Source organism: Enterobacter sp. BNK-8, assembly GCF_048685095.1.
Taxonomy (GTDB): domain Bacteria; phylum Pseudomonadota; class Gammaproteobacteria; order Enterobacterales; family Enterobacteriaceae; genus Enterobacter; species Enterobacter quasiroggenkampii.
The window spans coordinates 2,536,717-2,554,211 of sequence record NZ_JBLQTN010000001.1; the positions used below are offsets into that span (position 1 = coordinate 2,536,717).

The following is a 17,495-nucleotide window of genomic DNA, read 5'->3' on the forward strand; positions in this document are numbered from 1 at the left end:
GTGTTATCGGCACAGCCAACAGGAACTTTACATTTGCGAAAGGGAAAAGCGCGGGGTTAGAAAGCCACGTCGACAATCAACGTATCGGTGTAGGTTCCGGCGGGTGGCGTGGCCTGATTGGTCAGCACTTTCGCGGTGTAGTTGTAGGTACGCAGGAGACCATCGGTACTGACCTGCGACGACGTCGCGCTGGTCCAGCGTTCGCTGCCGCTGCCGCCCCAGCGGTTACCCGTGGCTTCTTTATAGATGTCATAACTCAGGTAGTTACTGCCGCTTACCATCCGGCGCACGTTATTCAGCGCGTTAGCACCGTTGTTAATGCCGATGGTATACGTACTGCCTTTGGTACAGGTGACGGCAATCGCCTGCGAGACGGTAGGGAAACTTTGCACCAGCGGCGCGCTGTTGAAGTTGACGTCCGGCGTGGTCATGGCGCTGCAGTCGTTGGTCACGGTCAGGTTAAGGAGAATGGTGGTCGTCGCCGTGCCCGTCTGATTGATTGTGCAAATACCGAGCGCGCCCACGGAGCAGACGCTGTAGTTAACGCTGAAGGTTAACTGCACCTGATACGGCCCGGCAGAAACGTTCTGTCCGGCGACGGTACGGAAATAGAGCGGGATGTTGTACTGCTTTGACCCCAGCAGCCCCAGTAGCGTATTCCCGCTCCAGGTATACGATTTGCTTATCTGTACCTCGCTGCTGCTCGCGCAGCCCGCGAGTCCGCACAGCCGGGTGGGGATCACGTCCGTGATGGCCGCGTTGTCCGTGCGTTTCATGGTGGCCCGACTGCTGCCCGAGACCGATGCCGCGGTATAGGTCAGCGTCACCGAGTCGTTGGTCAACAGATTCAGTATGGCATCGCACGCCACCACCAGCGTGCCGGTGGTTTCCACCTCCCCGGTTCCGCTGAGCGCAAACGACGTGACGCTGCCAAACGAGGCGTTGACCGTACTGACGGTACACGCCGCCCAGCCGCCGCCGGAAAACAGCAGCAGTATCAACAGCAGCAGGCGCTTCATGGCACCTCCCGGCACACCAGCGGACCGTAGGTTTGCAGCTTGTGCTCCGGGTTGGCTCCCACGGTCAGGGTAGCCCTGCAGCGTTTTCCATCAGGCGCGATCACCTCCAGCGGGTTCACATCGCTAAGATTTTCCAGCCAGGTGATGCCGTCATACCCCACCACCGCATTGCTGCGCGAGGCGCGTCGGACCTGGCTTCCCACCGGTAGCGCCTGGCCGCGCGCATCGTGCAGAATGACGCTTGCCACCCGCTCTTGCTCCATTGGGAAATCAACCAGATAGCCGCTGTGACGCCGGATCGCGATCCGCCGCTCGGTCTCTTTCAGACGGGTATCCGCCGGCAGGTTCAGGGTATCAATGCGGTAGCTAGCCGGATAATACGCCGACACCCCGCTGACCAGCAGGTAACCGTTGTTATTCGTTTTACCGACGGGCTGATTCTCATAGCTGACGGGCACGTCCGGATGACCGTCGGTACTGATGACGACAAACGCATCGTTGATCTTATTCGCGGCAAACAGCTCGCCGTCCATCAGAACAATCGCGCCCATCGCCTCGCCCCACCAGGTCATCATGTCCCTTTCGCCGTAGCCGCCGCCCTGCAGTTCAATATTGTTATTACGCCAGCCCAGCGTGCCCTGTTGATAGTCACTGGATTTTGACTGGTTGGCCCAGGCCATGTTCCAGCTAAAGCCGCCGTCAGACGGCATGGCGTGGTTATAGTTAATGCGCTGGGTACTGCCGGCATCCGGGGTGTTTTCAACGGTGAACGCGGCGCTGTCGCGTGCCCCCAGCGGCACCTGCAGCGACAGCGCGACCGTCCAGTCTCCCCGCTGCTGGTCCCGGCTTCCGGCGAGGTAAATACTGCTCGCGCCCCACAAATTGCGGCTCCATGAGAGATTAAGCAGCTCGGTTTTTTGACTGTCAAAACTTTCCACGCCGATCCAGGCCGCGCCGATGTTGCCGTACTGTCCCAGGTTGAAGGTCAGAGAATACTGGTCCGTATTGCGGCTGAAGCTGGCGATGGGTTTATTGTTCTCGTCATACACTGTCGGCTGGTCGTAAAGGGCCAGATTGCCAAAACCGCGGTCGCGACGCGTGTGTTGAGTGGCGACGCTGAACTCGCTGGTGCTGTACTGGTAACCCCAGTTGATTTGCCCGCCCGTATCCCCCCGCATGCGGCTCTGCGAGTAAGCGGTATTCACCACGCCAAACTGGCCGAGTTTTATTACAGTCCCTGCCCCGCCCAGCGCCAGCTCCTGCGCCCCTTCCGCATGCCCTTCCAGGGTCAGCCAGTCCGTCACCCCGTAGCGATACGAGCCGCTGCCTGCCGCGGAGCCGTAGTCAAAATTCCTGATACCGTAATTACGCCGCAGGCTGCCCAGCGTCACGGCGCCGTCGCTCAGCCCTTTTTTTAGCAAGTCGCTGGTGACGTAAAACGGCAGCGTGGTGCTGACCTGTCGCCCCAGCGCATCCGTCGTGACCAGCACCGCATCCCCGGCGCCGTTGATATAGGGCAAATTGGTCAGGGTGAAGGGACCCGGCTGAAGCTGGGTTGAGCCGGAGCGATACCCGTTGATAAAAAGATCGACCGAGGTGGGTACCGCCGCTTCCCCGGCGAACTCGGGCAGCGGCCACGTCACCAGGTCAGGGCGCAGGGAGAAATCCCGCCCGACGCTGATCCCCCCCATCCGCACGCTGGAACTCCAGCTCAGGGCATCGCTGATCACGTCCCCGACGCTCCAGCTCATCGCGTCATCCTCATTGGTGAACAGCAGGGTTGTGTCATAGCGGACATATCCCTCCTGCTGCCCCTCGTTGCCGGTGAAATTTTCCCGGGCATAGCCGGTGGAGGAAAACGAACCGTTCTCGTTAAAGTAGCGGAACTCATGCCAGAGAGACGCCTGTCCGCCGATATGCTCCGTGTGGTTGGTGTAAAGATCGTAATTGAGCAGCGCGCCGCGTCCGAAGTGCGGTTTGGCCTGCGTCGCTTGCGCGCTGAACGGCGTCACACGGGACGCGACCCAGTCGCGGGGAACGGTCAGCAGCAGGCGCTGCGCGGCGCTGTCGTACTCGACCCTCACCTGAGAAAGCGAAGAGAGATTCACCTCTCCGGCAGGAACATGTTCCGGTGGCAGCCCCGCGCGCAGCAGGTCGGCGCTGGAGATAAAGAAAGCGCCTTTACGCTGCGTCACGGGCACGACCAGACCGGTGTCGTAGTGGTTAAGCACGAGGGCAAGCTGGAAGACCGCTTCATCATGTATCGCCTGTGCCTGGGGCGGCGGCGGCAGGCTGTCATCGCCGGGCTCAGCCCAGGTCGCGGAACTGACGCAAAGCAGTATCATCATCGCCGGCTTCAGTTGACGGGCGTCGACTGCCATTGTGCGTCCCTGGCATTAATCTGCGCGCTCATCCGCTCCGGCTGACGAACGCCCGCGGGTACCGGCCAGCTACGGGTGCTGCCGGGAAGTACGTAACCCAGCAATCCCTCCGCAACCGTGCGTTTCTGTCCTCCCTGCTCCAGCGCCACCTGGCTCAGCCTGACATGGACATCCCCCCGATTCCGGATCTCCAGTGCCGGCTGCCCATCCGTTCGCGTCACCCGCCAGCTCAGGTTCCGGGTCTCTACCAGCGCGTGATGCGCCCCCTCTTTTATGGTCGGGATCCCCTGACCATATACAAACAGCGGAATGGAGTAACGCATCTGCAATTTGAGGCCGATGGTGGGTTCTGCTTTGGCATCAGGCTGAGGAATTTCATCCACGATAATGCGGTAGGCTTGTTCAATGCCTGCGGGAACGGGAGCCTGCTTAATAAGGCGGATAAGCTGCTTGCTGCCTGTGCCAATCGTGACGATGGGCGGGCTGGCGACCACATCCTGCTGTGCGGTGTAGCGCTCGTGTCCGTCCTCCTGTTTCCAGCGCACAATGCGCACCTGCATCGTTGTGGCGCTGTTTCCCTGGTTCTGGATCCACAGTTCCGTGGCGTTGGCGTCTGCCGCAAGCCACGGGTCGATCGGCCAGAGCAGAATGGTGGCTGCCGCCTGCGCCTGACCGGTTGCCACAGCCATTCCCAACGCGCCCGCCAGACAAACAGGTCTGAAAATTGGCTTCATCAACACTCTCCCTTTATTACCATGACAAGGTCACGGTGAGCTGATCGGAATACGTTCCTGCCGGGCTAAATCCGGTCAGTAGCGCCACGCCAAAAAGCGGCAGCGCGATGTTATTGCTGTTGCTATAGGTCACCGGTATCGCCTGGTTGACGCCAATCTCGCTGTTCGCGGCCAGCGAGCTGCTGCTGTAAAGCCGATATCCCACCACGTCGGCGCCGTTCGAGCGTTTCATGCGGCGAACGGTTGAATAATTCTGGCCGCCATTAATGCTCATGCTCAGCGCCACGCCTGGCGTGCAGGCGATAGACAAAGCCCCGTTTGGCACAAAACTGGTGCTGACCGGTGCGCTCTCGACGCCGTTATGGGTGCCAAAATCCAGCGTCCCGAGAAGCCCTCCGCTGCCGGTGGTCACCACACATCCCGGGACGATGGTCGCGCTGACTTTAAAGGACTGTGATGTCACCGCATTCGCCGCGGGCGTCATCAGCAATCCGACGATCAGCGCGAAAAAAGGCTGCACGTGTCCCTCTGCGCATATGCGCAGACCTGTGAGAGTTGCCTTCATGGCGGTGCAGGACTAATAGGTGACGCTGACGTTAATCGTGTCTGTGTAGGTTCCGGGTACGACCGTCACGCTGTTACCGCCGCCGGTAATACGTCCGTAGAGGGTGTAACTGTCCACCCCTCCTGCCGTAGAGGCGATCGGCAACGCGGTGTTATTGGCAATCACGCTGTTAAACCCGCTATCACTGTACAGGCTGTACGCCACGCCCTGTGCCGCGTTGGCGGTGTTAACCAGATAGCGGGCAGGTGTTCCTGGGGTGCCAACAACGGTACCGGGAGCGGTGGAGTTGGTGTTGCCGGTGATCGCCACCGTATAGCTGGCGGTCGTACATTGAATGGTGAAGGTGTTTCCGCCGCTGGCGCCGGTGAGCTGGGTGGTCAGAGTGGAAAACGTTGCGGGATGGGTGCCGAAATCCAGTGTCCCGAAGTTAATGCCGTTTTGCGTGGGCGATCCATTTATCAGACAGCCGTTCGTGAGTGTCAGCGTCGCGCCGATGGTGCCGCTACTGGTCACGGCCAGCGCCTGATGGACCGTTGTCGCAGTCAGTAAGGTGCCTGCGCAGATCAAAAGGAGTTTTCTTTTCATTTACCACCCTCCAGAAGACGTCTCCGTTCCCTTGCCACATTTTATTTATTTCGTTCAAGATGTTAGCCCCGCTTAATCTTCCTCTGAGGGGGGTTATTGAGAATTTAGTTTACGGATATCGCTTCGACCACCTGCCCCTTAACGCATAAGCACTTTGTCTTATTGACTTCTTATTTCCTTAAATAACATGCAGTTAAAATCATTTTTTCCGCTTTTTTAATTTATTTTCTGAGAATATATCCATTAAAATGTGATGCAGATCACAATATATCGTCATGGCAATAACAACAAAATTAATAAAACTTAAAAAGGAGTTGTATCCCCCTACGCTTTGCGTCAATTTATGTGCCGAATAATTTCCCGCGTCGCAATAAAAAATTTATATGTATCGCCGCGGGCTACATCTGAAGCGCATAGAGGGTCTTTTTTCGTGGCAAGTGCAAACAAACTCACACTCTTCATCGTGATATTCATGCTGGCGGGTATTCTTTCAGGGGCAGCAATTCATGAATATGCATCTGCGGATGCCATCAAAGCCTGGTCGGATAATATTACCCTTCTGACCGATATTTTCCTCCGACTGATCAAAATGGTCATTGCCCCCCTGGTGTTCAGTACGCTCACCGTCGGCATTATGAAGCTGGGCGAAACCTCTACCATTGGCCGCGTGGGCGGCAAAGCGATGGTATGGTTTATCAGCTCATCCGTGCTCTCTATTCTGGTCGGCCTGTTTATCGTCACGCTGGAGCACCCGGGAAGCGGGCTGAACCTGACCGTCCCGACCGAGGCGGTGGATACCGGTCTGGCCGTTGGGGGCATGACGCTGAAAGCGTTCCTGTCACACACCATTCCAACCAGCATCGCGGGGGCGATGTCGAACAATGAGATCCTGCAGATTGTGGTGTTCTCCATGTTCTTCGGCATTGGCGGCGCGTCGCTGGGGCAGAAATTCAATGCCCCACTGGTGGCTGCGCTGGACGTGGTTTCCCATATCATGCTGAAGGTCACGGGTTATGTGATGTACGTTGCGCCGCTGGCCATTTTCGCGGCAATCTCCTCCGTTATCGCCACGCAGGGTCTGGGCATTCTGTTGAACTATGCCTCCTTTATTGGCGGCTACTATGTTGCCATTCTTCTCACCTGCATGGTGCTGCTGGCCGTGGGTTACATGGTGCTGAAAAAAGAGGTGTTCCGCCTGGTCAGCATGCTGAAAGATCCAGTTCTGGTGGCGTTTACCACCAGCAGTTCTGAAGCGGCCTACCCTAAAACGCTGGAGCAGCTGGAGCGTTTTGGCTGCTCGCGCAACATCGCCTCTTTCGTGCTGCCTATTGGCTACTCCTTCAACCTGGTGGGGTCGATGGTGTACTGCTCTTTCGCCTCAATGTTTATCGCTCAGGCTTACAACATTCACCTGAGCTTCTCTGAAGTGACGGTGCTGATGCTGACCCTGATGCTGGCCTCAAAAGGGATTGCGGGCGTACCGCGCTCCTCGCTGGTGGTGCTGGCCGCGACGATCCCAAGCTTCAACATTCCGGTCGCCGGTATTTTGCTGCTGATGGGGATCGACCACTTCCTGGACATGGGCCGTTCCGCGATTAACGTGTTGGGGAATGGTATTGCGACCGCGATGCTGTCGCAGAATGAAGGTGCGCGGGAAGCGGACGCTGAAGCTGAGCTGGTAAAGCAGGAAGCGTAATGGCATGAAAAAGCCGGGTGACGGCTTCGCCTTACCCGGCCTACAAATGGCTCGAACGCGTAGGCCGGGTAAGCGTCAGCGCCACCCGGCTTTGTTTTAGGCTACGTGACTCGCGGCGATATCCAGTGGCGAAGACGGCCCCGAGCATTAACGTATGGGTGGCCACGAAAGCTGAGCTGATGGAGCAGGATGTAAAAAAGCCGGGTGGCGGCTTCGCCTTACCCGGCCTACAAATGGCTCGAACACATAGGCCGGGTAAGCGTCAGCGCCACCCGGCTTTGTTTTAGGCTACATGGTTCGCCGCGATATCCAGCGGCGAAGACGGCCCCGAGCATTAACGTATGGGTGGCCACGAAAGCTGAGCTGGTGGAGCAGGATGTAAAAAAGCCGGGTGGCGGCTTCGCCTTACCCGGCCTACAAATGGCTCGAACACGTAGGCCGGGTAAGCGTCAGCGCCACCCGGCTTTGTTTTAGGCTACGTGACTCGCAGCGATATCCAGCAGCGCCATCTCATCGCTGTTCAGCAGCTTCTCAATGTTCACCAGAATCAGCATACGCTCGCCGAGCGCGCCCAGACCGGTCAGGTATTCGGTCGACAGCGTGACCGCAAACTCCGGCGCAGGACGAATCTGGTCAGAGGTCAGGGAAAGCACGTCAGACACGCCATCCACCACGATACCCACCACGCGCTGCCCCAGGTTCAGGACGATCACCACGGTGTTGTCGTTGTAATCAACGTCGCCCTGGCTGAACTTCACGCGCAGGTCCACGATGGGCACAATGACGCCACGCAGGTTGGTGACACCTTTAATAAACGCAGGCGTGTTAGCGATGCGGGTAACCTGGTCGTAACCACGGATTTCCTGCACTTTCAGGATATCGATGCCGTACTCTTCATCGCCTAAAGTGAATACCAGAAATTCCTGTCCTGATGGCTCGCCCGCCAGTTTCGTTACATTACTCATACCGGTCATGTTATTACCTTCTACTTAATCAGGCGGCTGTGTACGCCACACGTTGTTCACGATTTAATCCCTGAAGCGCCGACACATCGACGATCAGCGCCACGCTACCATCACCCAGAATGGTGGCGGCAGAAATACCCGGCACTTTGCGGTAGTTGCTTTCGAGGTTCTTCACCACCACCTGGTGCTGGCCAATCAGCTGATCGACCAGCAGCGCATAGCGGCGGCCCGCGCTTTGCAGGATCACCACGATACCCTGCGTGGCCTCGGTCTTCGCCCCGTCCACTTCGAACACTTTCCACAGTTCCACCAGCGGCAGGTACTCACCGCGAACCTCGAGCACGCGCTCGCCGCCCGCCAGCGGATGCAGATCTTCCTCACGCGGCTGCAGGGATTCCATCACCGCGTTCAGCGGCAGGATAAAGACTTCGTCCGCCACTTTGACGGACATGCCGTCGAGGATCGCCAGCGTCAGCGGAAGCAGGATGCGAATGGTGGTGCCGGAACCCTGTTTAGACTGGATTTCAACGTGGCCGCCCATCTCCTGGATGTTACGTTTCACCACGTCCATGCCCACGCCGCGCCCGGAGACGTCGGTCACCTGCTCTGCGGTAGAGAAGCCCGGCGCGAAGATCAGCATGCCCACTTCTTCGTCGGTCATGTTTTCATTGACCGCCATCCCCTGCGAAATCGCTTTTGCCAGGATGCGCTCGCGGTTCAGACCGGCGCCGTCATCGGTCACTTCGATACAAATGTTCCCGCCCTGGTGTTCCGCAGAGAGAATCAGGTTGCCGACCGGCGATTTCCCGGCGGCAATGCGGTTTTCCGGCAGTTCGATACCGTGGTCGAGGCTGTTACGCACCAGGTGCGTTAACGGGTCAATGATGCGCTCGATCAGGCTCTTATCCAGTTCGGTTGAGCTGCCCATCAGGGTCAGTTCAATCTGCTTGTTCAGCTTGCTGGCGAGATCGCGGACCAGACGCGGGAAGCGGCTGAAGACATATTCCATCGGCATCATACGGATGGACATGACCGATTCCTGCAGGTCGCGGGCGTTACGCTGCAGCTGGCCCATGCTGGTAATCAAATCCCCGTGGGTGACCGGGTCGAGTTCGTTTGAACGTTGCGCCAGCATCGACTGGGTGATCACCAGTTCGCCCACCAGGTTAATCAGCTGGTCAACCTTCTCAACGGCAACACGGATGCTGGTCGACTCGCTGGAGCGCGCGGCAGGTTTTTCACCACGGCCCGGTGCAGCAGCTTCTTTTGGCACCGCCTTCAGCGCCGGGGCCGCTGGGGCCACAGCCGGTGCGGCGGCCTGGGCGACAACAGCCACCTCTTCCGCAGCCACAGGGGCGTCAACTGCGACAGTTTCGGTTTCGAAGGCGATTTGATCGGCTTCAATCACAAAGCACAGCACCGCCACGATATCGTCCTGGCCAATACCGTCATCAAGCGTCGCGGCCAGGCTGTCTTTGCCTTTTACCACGTTGCTTAATTTCGCCAGGTTACCCAGCTCTTCTTCCAGCAGGTTAACTTCATTCTCTTTCAGGCGAGACAGCACAACGCGCAGTTTGCCTGCCGGTGCGTCGGCAGGGGCAGACTCCTGCGCGGCAACCGTATCCACAACGCTCAGTTTTGCGGCAGGAACCACGGCTGCGGCAACCTCACCTTTTGCTTCCAGCGCGAGCTGGCGCAGCGCATTGCAGATGTATTCAAAGCTGGCGGCATCAGGCTCTGCCGAACTTTTATAGGCGTCGAGCTGTTCCTGCATAATATCTTTGGTTTCCAAAAACAGGTTGATAATGTCGGTATTGAGCTGCATCTCACCGCGTCGTGCTTCATCAAGCAGGTTTTCCATTAAATGGGTCGTTTCCTGCAGGATGGTAAATCCAAACGTTCCGGCTCCGCCTTTAATGGAATGCGCCGCACGGAAGATGGCATTGAGCTGCTCGGAATCCGGTGCTTCGGGCACCAAATCGAGCAAGTGTTGCTCCATATCGGCCAACAATTCGTCGGCTTCATCAAAGAATGTCTGGTAAAAATCGCTAATATCCATGCTCACGCTATCACCTCGGATTGGCTGGTGGCGATGTTGGAACGGCAGCCGAAGGAACGGCCCCAGGCTGTTTTAAATCGTCCAGTGACTCATTCTGACTTTCGGCGTTTTCATGCAGGATGGCCTGCTCCGCCTGCTGGTTCAGCACTAAAAGACTGATACGACGGTTGATGGCATCATCCGGCCCGCGGTCGGAAACGCGCATGGTTGCGGCCATGCCGACTACGCGCAGTACCTTGCCATCATCAAGCCCACCTACCACCAGCTCGCGACGCGAGGCGTTGGCACGATCGGCAGAAAGTTCCCAGTTGCTGTATCCCTTCTCCCCACTGGCGTACGGGAAATCGTCCGTGTGTCCTGACAGGCTGATTCGGTTAGGAATGCCGTTCAGCACCGGTGCAATGGCGCGGAGAATATCGCGCATGTACGGTTCAACTTCCGCACTCCCGGTTTTAAACATCGGGCGGTTCTGGCTGTCGATGATCTGGATACGCAGCCCTTCCTGCACCAGATCAATCTTCAGATGCGGTCGCAGCGCGCGCAGCTTCGGATCCGCTTCAATCAGCTGGTCGAGATCGCCACGCAGTTTCTTCAGGCGTGCCTGTTCCATCTTTCTCTTCAGCTCGTCGATGTTCGGCTCTTTTTTCACCTCACCCTTCTGCTGGGTGTAATCATCGCCGCCGCCCGGGATCGGGCTTTCGCTGTTAGAGATACGCGGTCCGCCAGCCACCGCCGTTGCCAGCGGCGTGCGGAAATACTCGGCAATCTGGATCAGTTCTTTTGGGCTGGAGATGGAGATCAGCCACATCACCAGAAAGAACGCCATCATTGCGGTCATAAAATCGGCGTACGCGATTTTCCACGAGCCGTGCGCGCCATGCCCACCGCCCTTGTGCTTGCGTTTTTTTACGATGACGATCGGATGGGACTGGTTTTTCATGCGTCCTCAGTTGTCGTCTGTTGGTTTGGGTTTTTCACCGCACGCACGTGTTCTTCAAGCTCGATAAACGACGGACGCTCGCTGGAGTAAAGCGTTTTACGGCCAAACTCAACCGCGATCGGTGGCGCATAACCGTTGAGGTTAGAGAGCAGCGTGATCTTCACGCACTGCATCATTTTGGTGGTTTCCGCGCTCTTCTGGCGCAGTACGCTGGCCAGCGGAGAGATAAAACCATACGCCAGCAAAATACCGAGGAAGGTACCCACCATCGCATGGGCAATCAGCGCACCGAGCTCCGCTGCCGGACGGTCTGCTGAGGCCAGCGCGTGAACCACCCCCATGACCGCGGCAACGATACCGAATGCCGGAAGCGAGTCGCCGACCAGCGCCAGGCTGTTGGCCGGTACTTCAGATTCGCTTTCATGGGTTTCAATTTCTTCATCCATCAGCGCTTCGATTTCGAAGGTATTCATGTTGCCGCTGATGATCAGTCGCAGATAGTCGACGATGAAATCCAGCATCATGGCATCAGCAAGAATGCGCGGATAGCTGGCAAAAATTTCGCTCTCTTTCGGGTTTTCAATATCCCGCTCGAGCGAGAACATGCCCTGCTGACGCGACTTCGCCATCAGGCGATAGAGCAGTGCCAGCAGATCCATATACATGCTTTTGGTGTATTTCGAGCGACGGAACAGCAATGGAATTGCTTTCAGCGTGCCCTTGATCGATTTACCGTTGTTACCAACGATAAAAGCCCCTACCCCTGCGCCGCCGATGATAATAAGTTCAGCCGGTTGATAGAGTGCTCCAAGGTGCCCGCCGGTCATCATGTAACCGCCGAAAACTGTACCGAGAACTACCAGGTAACCTAATAAGATAAGCACGACATCATCCTTCCGCTAGTGACTATGGCAAGGACGTCCAGCTCGCAGCGTTGACCGTTTACGGGGTAAAAAAAAGCAGCGGTAATCGCTTACCGCTGCTGGAATCTTTCCCACACGTTCGGGTTAAACAGCTTGTTCGATCTGTTCATCCAGCAGTTGTGGAATAATATCGGCAGCATCCCGGGAAAGTTTACGTCTTTTTACTGCGCGGGATGGAGGCTGACATAAACTACAGGCGAAGCTGCCTGCAGGCTGATGAGCATGGGTAATAAAATTGCCGTTGCAGCAGTTGCAGCGCGACAACTCAAGCATTCCGCTCTCAACAAAACGCACCAGCGTCCATGCGCGGGTCAGCGCCAGCAGAGGACCTTCTTCCTGCTGTGGGCATTGTTCAAGGTAAAGTTTGTAGGCTTTAATCACGGCGTCAACGCCGCTACACAAACCGGTTTTGAGAAGATACTGCCAGGCATTACAGAACATGGAAGCGTGAATATTCTGCTCCCACGTCATAAACCAGTCGGTAGAAAACGGCAGCATGCCTTTCGGCGGGGGACTACCACGTAACTCTTTGTACAGTTTGATCAGACGGCCACGGCTCAACTGCGTCTCGCTTTCCAGCATTTGTAAACGAGCACCCAGTGTAATCAGCTCCATGGCTAACTGTATGTCACGCGCTTCCTGAACAATGCTTTTCTCGCTCATTGCTAGGCCCTTTTCTTACGGGCTACGTCATCAGGCTGGCTGATTTCGTTAAGCAAGCGAGTGGAAAGAAGAATACCGGTATGGATCTGTTGAAGATCGTCTACACGGGACTCCTGCGTCAGACGCGTTATTGTCTGTGAATCATCGAAACGGAACTGGCAAACCAGTTGATTCGTTTCAGCCAGTTTAACCATCTGCGGGAGGGTTAAGCCGCCCAGCATGGTTGCCATTTCTTCGTTAATACCCAGACGAAACATCGCGGACGCCTTGTCCTGACTAATCAAACGCTGCGCGAGCAGTAAATACGACAAATTGATGTCATAGATATGTTTTAGCAACTCGGATGTATGCATTGTTCCCATCCCGAATAACCAACTATTATTTTTATGCGGAAAGACCGCACCCCGTGATGTCGCCGGGAAATCACCCGGTATAAAAAAGAAAAGGCTAAATGCATAGTTGAATTTAGGTTTGTATTCATCGAAACGCGTAAGAGAGGAAACGCGAATGCGTCTCTTACATGTTTTATCATTTCTTACAAATAACTAAGATTTTTCCTAATTCGACGCAAACTCTACTCGTCAGTTTTGACACATACAATCCAGCCATCCTCAAATTTAAAAAAAATGTGATCCACGTCACACAATTTAAGTGAATATGACCCATAAATCCATCAGTATGACTTGTAATTTGTTCACTTATTGACCAATCGGCACTGTTTTGTATTCTTAATTGACGAATACTCATGCAGAAGGGGGATCAGAACTGGCATGCAATGTGCTTTTCCATCGGGGAGCATGGCGCGGAAACATTTACATCAAACACCCCTTCGGGAAACATTTTTCTTACTGTGAAAAAACATAGAGTTATGCAGGTAGCCTAAAAAAGATGTTTCAGTCCGTGATCATTCGAAATGATTTTGTAACGCGTAAAAACGATTCAACAGTCAAGGCATAAATTTGTGTGATTTACGTTAAGTTGTTAATTTTTTTCATTTAGGCCCATTTTTCAGTTATTCTTCTTATAAGAATAATTAATGAATAATTATGATAAGCTTCACACTAATGTCGTAATCAGCCCTTGCAGAACCCGGAAATTCGCGGTAAAGGTGATCAAACGCTGTCAGTCAGACACCCAAGGAGTGCGCCATGAGTTACTCCCATCTACTTGTTTCTGTTGCTGTTTCCCCAGAAAGCCATCAACTCGTCGCCCGGGCAGTGTCCATTGCCAGACCCCACAATGCCCGCATCAGCCTCATCACGCTTGCGGCCGAACCGGAGATGTATAATCAGCTGGCTGCCCCTATGCTGGAGGATATTCGTGAGGTACTTCAGGAGGAAACGCAGCAATTCCTGCGCGAGCTGGTAGAAAAGGCAGATTATCCCGTCTTTGAGACCGTTATTGCGACAGGAGAACTTAATGCCCATATTCTCGATATGTGTCGTAAACAGAATATTGATTTAGTGATATGCGGGAATCATAACCACAGCTTTTTATCGCGCGCAGCCTGCGCGGCGAAATCTATTGTCGCGTCAAGCCAGGTTGATGTGCTGTTAGTACCGCTTGGGGGGCGTTAACCCCCCAGGGAAATATCAGGCAAGTTTAGGGAAGGTTGCGATCTTTTTTTGTAAATCGCCTTCATGGCTTTGTGGGGCGATATCGCGGAGATCCTGAATAAAACGCGCCTGCCAGTGGTTAATATCGTTTTTCCGGATCGTCTCCATCATTTCAGCATGGCGGGAAATACGCTCCGTGAGCGGCATGGTCAGCGCGCGGTTCAGGGCGTTAGCCACGTCATCGCGATCGTAAGGGTTCACAATCAGCGCCGACGTGAGCTCATTTGCGGCCCCGGCAAACTGGGAGAGCACCAGCACACCCGGATCGGCGGGGTCCTGCGCCGCCACGTATTCTTTCGCGACCAGGTTCATCCCGTCGCGCAGCGGCGTCACCAGGCCGACGTCCGCGTAGCGGAAGACCTTCATCAGGATCTTACGGTCAAAGTGCTGGTTCAGATAAAACAGCGGCGTCCAGCCCAGCTGCCCGTAGCGGCCATTAATCCGCCCTGCTTCTGTCTCCAGCTGATGGCGAATGTCCTGATAGGCCTGAACCTCACCGCGCGACGTCGGCGCAATCTGGGTATAACGGATTTTACCGTGATGCTCCGGATATTTATCCAGCAGCGTTTCATATGCCAGGAAGCGCTCCGGCAGCCCTTTGGAATAATCAAGACGCTCGACTGAGAAGATATTTTTCACGTGCTTGAGTTCATTCTTAAGCTGCGCCAGCTTTGGCGGCAGCGGGCCAGAGGCCTGCTCCGCGATTTCGTCAGGTTCAATCCCTATAGGATACACTTCGGTGTGGAACGTTTTTCCCCACGCCGTATGGGTTTTCCCGCCTTTGGTCACCAGACGCGCTTTCCCTGACACGGAGTCAAGGAATGCCAGTCGGTCATTTTCCGTCTGGAAGCCCAGCAAATCGTAGTCACACAGCGCCTCCAGCAGCTCTTCATGCGGCGGCAGCGCGGTAAAAATTTCCGGCGTCGGGAACGGGATGTGCAGGAAGAAGCCAATCCGGTTATTCACTCCCCTCTTTCGCAGCTCTCTGGCGAACGGCAGCAGGTGATAATCGTGGATCCATAAAATATCGTCTTCTTCTATTAAAGGCAGCAGTTTATCCGCCAGCAGCGCATTCACGCGCGCGTAGCCTTCGAAGGATTCACGCTGGAATTTGACCAGGTCAAGACGATAGTGAAACGCCGGCCACAGGACGGCATTCGAGAACTGCGAGTAATACTCGTCGTAGTCTTTCTCTTTCAGTGCAAACGACGCCCACGTGATGTTCCCGCGCGTCACTTTTTTGAGCGGTTTCTCTTCTTCACTGATTTCTCCGCTCCAGCCAAACCACAGCCCGCCAGCGGCTTTCAAGGCACCTAACACCCCTACCGCCAGGCCACCCGCACTGGCTTTTTTATCATCAGGCGGTGCGATTCGGTTAGAGACGACGACTAAGCGACCCATAATGGTTTCCCCCTTTGTTTTGCGCTATTTGTTGTTGTTGCTGGTTAGCGATATCAGATACCCACTGCCAGACGCTGGCGACATCCGCCAGCCGCCATTCGGCGACAGTGTCACCAGGCCCTACCTTAACGGCGATCCCTCCGGCCTGATTAACCACACGGAACCCGGCCTCGTCGGTCAGGTCATCCCCAAAGAAAACAGGCGTCCGGCCCTTAAAAGGTGCCTCCGCCATAAATGCGGCGATGGCTGCGCCTTTATTAATCCCCTTAGGCTTTAACTCCACCACGCATTTGCCCGGCTGCAGCGCCAGCTGTGGATGTTCATCCGCAACCGTCTGCGCAAGCGCAAGCACGGCAGCTTCATGCTGCGGCGCCTGGCGATAATGCAGGGCAAAGGCCATGCCTTTGGCTTCCAGCTCGGTGCCAGGCAGGTCTGCCAGCGCAGCAGAGAGCTGCTTCTGGAGCGTTTGCGTGAGTGCGTCGGGGAGTGAAACGATATGCGTTTGATCATGGATGTCGCGGCGCTCCGCTCCGTGCACACCGGCCAGCGGAAAGTGGTATGGACTGGCGAGCAGATCCAGCTCGGCCATTGAGCGCCCTGATATCAATGCCAGTGCTCCCTCATTCATGAGCGAGAGCTGATGCAAATCCTGTAACACCGCCTCCGGAATAGACACCTGATCGGGGTGCGGTTTTATCCCGGCGAGCGTGCCGTCGAGATCAAAAAAGAAAGCATAGTGTCCGGGCAGTACAGGCGGTGCGGTTAACAAGTCAGCCACCCTTTTCCTCCTTACGGTTGACGAGAGGCAAACGCCTTTACCTCTTTCATAGCCATGTAAGTATAGACAGTGTGACGTCGCTCGCCATTTGACAACCGCCCCGCCAGTTTTACTGGCGGGGCGGTTAAGAGGTCAACTATGGTTATAAGTTGAGCAATAAAAGAGGTGCAAAACGGTTACACGGTACGCTTCGCTTTTTGCTTGTAACGGTCGAAAATCACCGCTGCCAGCAGGATCAGACCACGTACCACGTACTGCGAGAACGGCGAAATATTCAGCAGGTTCATGGCGTTCTCTACCGTCCCTAAAATCAGGATACCGGCCACCACATATGAGATTTTTCCGATGCCGCCCTTGAGGGAAACGCCCCCTAACACGCAGGCCGAAATAACGATCAGCTCATAACCGATAGAGGTCATTGGCTGGCCGCTGGTCATACGCGACGCCAGAATAATCCCCGCCGCGGCAGAAACCAGTCCTGAAAGCACAAAGATAATAATCTTGGTGCGCACCACCGGCACCCCGGCCAGACGGGCGGCCTCTTCATTACCGCCAATCGCCAGCGTATTACGGCCAAAGGTGGTCCGGTTAAGCAGGAAGCCGAACAGGATCAGGCAGGCCACCGTCAGCCAGATAGGCGCAGGCAGACCCAGCCAGTTGGCGTACCCCAGCGTGAAGAAGCGTTCGTCTTCAATCCCCACCGCTTTACCGTCAGAGATGATATAGGCCAGCCCGCGGACAATTTGCATTGTCGCAAGCGTCGTGATCAGGGCGTTAATCTTCAGGCGCGCGATGACAAAACCGTTCACCAGACCGCTGATGACGCCGAGTAACAGACCGGCAAAAACGCCAATCCACAGGCTCTCCGTCATGTTGATCACCACGGCCGTCGTGACGCCTGCGCAGGCAATCACCGACGCCACCGACAGGTCAAAATCGCCGGAGGCCAGGCAGAACAGCATCCCGCAGGCCACCATCCCGGACATGGAGATGGCGAGACCCAGCCCCTTCATATTAATGAAGGTGGCAAAATTGGGAACAAAGATCGCGCAGGCGACGAACAGTGCGGCAAAGACCACCAGCATGCCGTACTGATCCCAGATACGCCCAACACTCAACGCCGACTTCGACTTCGGCACTCCGGATGTAGTAACAGAGGACATCATTAAC

At 55.8% G+C, this 17,495-nt stretch carries 16 protein-coding genes; 2 read left to right on the forward strand and 14 right to left on the reverse strand.

Going from position 1 to position 17,495, the window contains the following annotated elements; genetic code table 11:
- Nucleotides 1-56 precede the first annotated feature (56 nt).
- From ACMGGU_RS12240 to ACMGGU_RS12260, 5 genes are read right to left on the reverse strand one after another with little or no spacing between them, the layout of a single operon-like run.
- Nucleotides 57-1,019 carry a spore coat U domain-containing protein gene (locus ACMGGU_RS12240; RefSeq protein WP_045908193.1) on the reverse strand — a complete coding sequence of 321 codons (963 nt, stop codon included), beginning with the start codon at nt 1,017-1,019 and terminating at the stop codon, nt 57-59.
- The gene (locus ACMGGU_RS12245; RefSeq protein WP_334761076.1) at nt 1,016-3,400 is read right to left on the reverse strand and encodes a fimbria/pilus outer membrane usher protein; all 2,385 of its coding nucleotides are present in this window, start codon (nt 3,398-3,400) and stop codon (nt 1,016-1,018) included. Before ACMGGU_RS12245 ends, ACMGGU_RS12240 begins: the two co-directional genes overlap by 4 nt.
- Nucleotides 3,376-4,134, reverse strand: coding sequence for a molecular chaperone (locus ACMGGU_RS12250; RefSeq protein WP_248221796.1), 759 nt, complete (start codon nt 4,132-4,134; stop codon nt 3,376-3,378). The genes ACMGGU_RS12245 and ACMGGU_RS12250 overlap by 25 nt, the downstream gene beginning before the upstream one ends.
- A gap of 16 nt (nt 4,135-4,150) precedes the next feature.
- Nucleotides 4,151-4,699, reverse strand: a complete 549-nt coding sequence (locus tag ACMGGU_RS12255) for a spore coat U domain-containing protein (protein ID WP_045908190.1) — start codon at nt 4,697-4,699, stop codon at nt 4,151-4,153.
- Nucleotides 4,700-4,711: 12 nt separating this feature from the next.
- Nucleotides 4,712-5,284: a spore coat U domain-containing protein gene (locus tag ACMGGU_RS12260; RefSeq protein ID WP_008500422.1), complete on the reverse strand. Its 573-nt coding sequence runs from the start codon at nt 5,282-5,284 to the stop codon at nt 4,712-4,714.
- Between the two features lie 430 nt (nt 5,285-5,714).
- Here ACMGGU_RS12260 and ACMGGU_RS12265 point away from each other — a divergent pair, with 430 nt between their 5' ends.
- A complete protein-coding gene (locus ACMGGU_RS12265) occupies nt 5,715-6,980 on the forward strand; it encodes a dicarboxylate/amino acid:cation symporter (RefSeq protein WP_039266615.1) in 1,266 nt (421 codons plus the stop codon).
- 470 nt (nt 6,981-7,450) lie between these two features.
- Here ACMGGU_RS12265 and cheW read toward each other — a convergent pair whose 3' ends face one another.
- The 6 genes from cheW to flhD form a co-directional block, all read right to left on the reverse strand.
- Nucleotides 7,451-7,954 carry a chemotaxis protein CheW gene (gene cheW / locus ACMGGU_RS12270; RefSeq protein WP_008500420.1) on the reverse strand — a complete coding sequence of 168 codons (504 nt, stop codon included), beginning with the start codon at nt 7,952-7,954 and terminating at the stop codon, nt 7,451-7,453.
- Nucleotides 7,955-7,973: 19 nt separating this feature from the next.
- Nucleotides 7,974-10,010, reverse strand: a complete 2,037-nt coding sequence (cheA, locus tag ACMGGU_RS12275) for a chemotaxis protein CheA (RefSeq protein WP_395299395.1) — start codon at nt 10,008-10,010, stop codon at nt 7,974-7,976.
- Between the two features lie 4 nt (nt 10,011-10,014).
- Nucleotides 10,015-10,944, reverse strand: coding sequence for a flagellar motor protein MotB (gene motB, locus ACMGGU_RS12280; RefSeq protein WP_032658606.1), 930 nt, complete (start codon nt 10,942-10,944; stop codon nt 10,015-10,017).
- Nucleotides 10,941-11,828, reverse strand: coding sequence for a flagellar motor stator protein MotA (gene motA, locus ACMGGU_RS12285; protein ID WP_008500417.1), 888 nt, complete (start codon nt 11,826-11,828; stop codon nt 10,941-10,943). Before motA ends, motB begins: the two co-directional genes overlap by 4 nt.
- Before the next feature lie 123 nt (nt 11,829-11,951).
- Nucleotides 11,952-12,530, reverse strand: coding sequence for a flagellar transcriptional regulator FlhC (flhC, locus tag ACMGGU_RS12290; RefSeq protein ID WP_008500416.1), 579 nt, complete (start codon nt 12,528-12,530; stop codon nt 11,952-11,954).
- A 2-nt stretch (nt 12,531-12,532) separates the two neighbouring features.
- The gene (gene flhD, locus ACMGGU_RS12295; protein ID WP_008500415.1) at nt 12,533-12,883 is read right to left on the reverse strand and encodes a flagellar transcriptional regulator FlhD; all 351 of its coding nucleotides are present in this window, start codon (nt 12,881-12,883) and stop codon (nt 12,533-12,535) included.
- 795 nt (nt 12,884-13,678) lie between these two features.
- On the opposite strand from flhD, the gene uspC reads away from it, so the two are divergent.
- On the forward strand, nt 13,679-14,107 hold the full coding sequence (uspC, locus tag ACMGGU_RS12300) for a universal stress protein UspC (protein ID WP_045908186.1): 429 nt from the start codon (nt 13,679-13,681) through the stop codon (nt 14,105-14,107).
- Nucleotides 14,108-14,122: 15 nt separating this feature from the next.
- Here the strand turns inward: uspC and otsA are convergent, their stop codons facing one another.
- The 3 genes from otsA to araH form a co-directional block, all read right to left on the reverse strand.
- Nucleotides 14,123-15,547 carry an alpha,alpha-trehalose-phosphate synthase gene (otsA, locus tag ACMGGU_RS12305; RefSeq protein ID WP_021240457.1) on the reverse strand — a complete coding sequence of 475 codons (1,425 nt, stop codon included), beginning with the start codon at nt 15,545-15,547 and terminating at the stop codon, nt 14,123-14,125.
- Nucleotides 15,522-16,325 (reverse strand): trehalose-phosphatase, encoded by an 804-nt coding sequence (gene otsB, locus ACMGGU_RS12310; RefSeq protein WP_045908184.1) that lies wholly within the window; start codon nt 16,323-16,325, stop codon nt 15,522-15,524. The genes otsA and otsB overlap by 26 nt, the downstream gene beginning before the upstream one ends.
- A 176-nt stretch (nt 16,326-16,501) precedes the next feature.
- The gene (gene araH, locus ACMGGU_RS12315; protein ID WP_171843394.1) at nt 16,502-17,491 is read right to left on the reverse strand and encodes an L-arabinose ABC transporter permease AraH; all 990 of its coding nucleotides are present in this window, start codon (nt 17,489-17,491) and stop codon (nt 16,502-16,504) included.
- Nucleotides 17,492-17,495 lie beyond the last annotated feature (4 nt).

What these genes read in the sequence shown, in the direction of transcription:
- ACMGGU_RS12240 (WP_045908193.1), bottom strand. Translation starts at nt 1,019, where the DNA reads ATGAAGCGCCTGCTGCTGTTGATACTGCTGCTGTTTTCCGGCGGCGGC.
- ACMGGU_RS12245 (WP_334761076.1), bottom strand. Translation starts at nt 3,400, where the DNA reads ATGGCAGTCGACGCCCGTCAACTGAAGCCGGCGATGATGATACTGCTT.
- ACMGGU_RS12250 (WP_248221796.1), bottom strand. Translation starts at nt 4,134, where the DNA reads ATGAAGCCAATTTTCAGACCTGTTTGTCTGGCGGGCGCGTTGGGAATG.
- ACMGGU_RS12255 (WP_045908190.1), bottom strand. Translation starts at nt 4,699, where the DNA reads ATGAAGGCAACTCTCACAGGTCTGCGCATATGCGCAGAGGGACACGTG.
- ACMGGU_RS12260 (WP_008500422.1), bottom strand. Translation starts at nt 5,284, where the DNA reads ATGAAAAGAAAACTCCTTTTGATCTGCGCAGGCACCTTACTGACTGCG.
- cheW (WP_008500420.1), bottom strand. Translation starts at nt 7,954, where the DNA reads ATGACCGGTATGAGTAATGTAACGAAACTGGCGGGCGAGCCATCAGGA.
- motB (WP_032658606.1), bottom strand. Translation starts at nt 10,944, where the DNA reads ATGAAAAACCAGTCCCATCCGATCGTCATCGTAAAAAAACGCAAGCAC.
- flhC (WP_008500416.1), bottom strand. Translation starts at nt 12,530, where the DNA reads ATGAGCGAGAAAAGCATTGTTCAGGAAGCGCGTGACATACAGTTAGCC.
- flhD (WP_008500415.1), bottom strand. Translation starts at nt 12,883, where the DNA reads ATGCATACATCCGAGTTGCTAAAACATATCTATGACATCAATTTGTCG.
- uspC (WP_045908186.1), top strand. Translation starts at nt 13,679, where the DNA reads ATGAGTTACTCCCATCTACTTGTTTCTGTTGCTGTTTCCCCAGAAAGC.
- otsA (WP_021240457.1), bottom strand. Translation starts at nt 15,547, where the DNA reads ATGGGTCGCTTAGTCGTCGTCTCTAACCGAATCGCACCGCCTGATGAT.
- araH (WP_171843394.1), bottom strand. Translation starts at nt 17,491, where the DNA reads ATGATGTCCTCTGTTACTACATCCGGAGTGCCGAAGTCGAAGTCGGCG.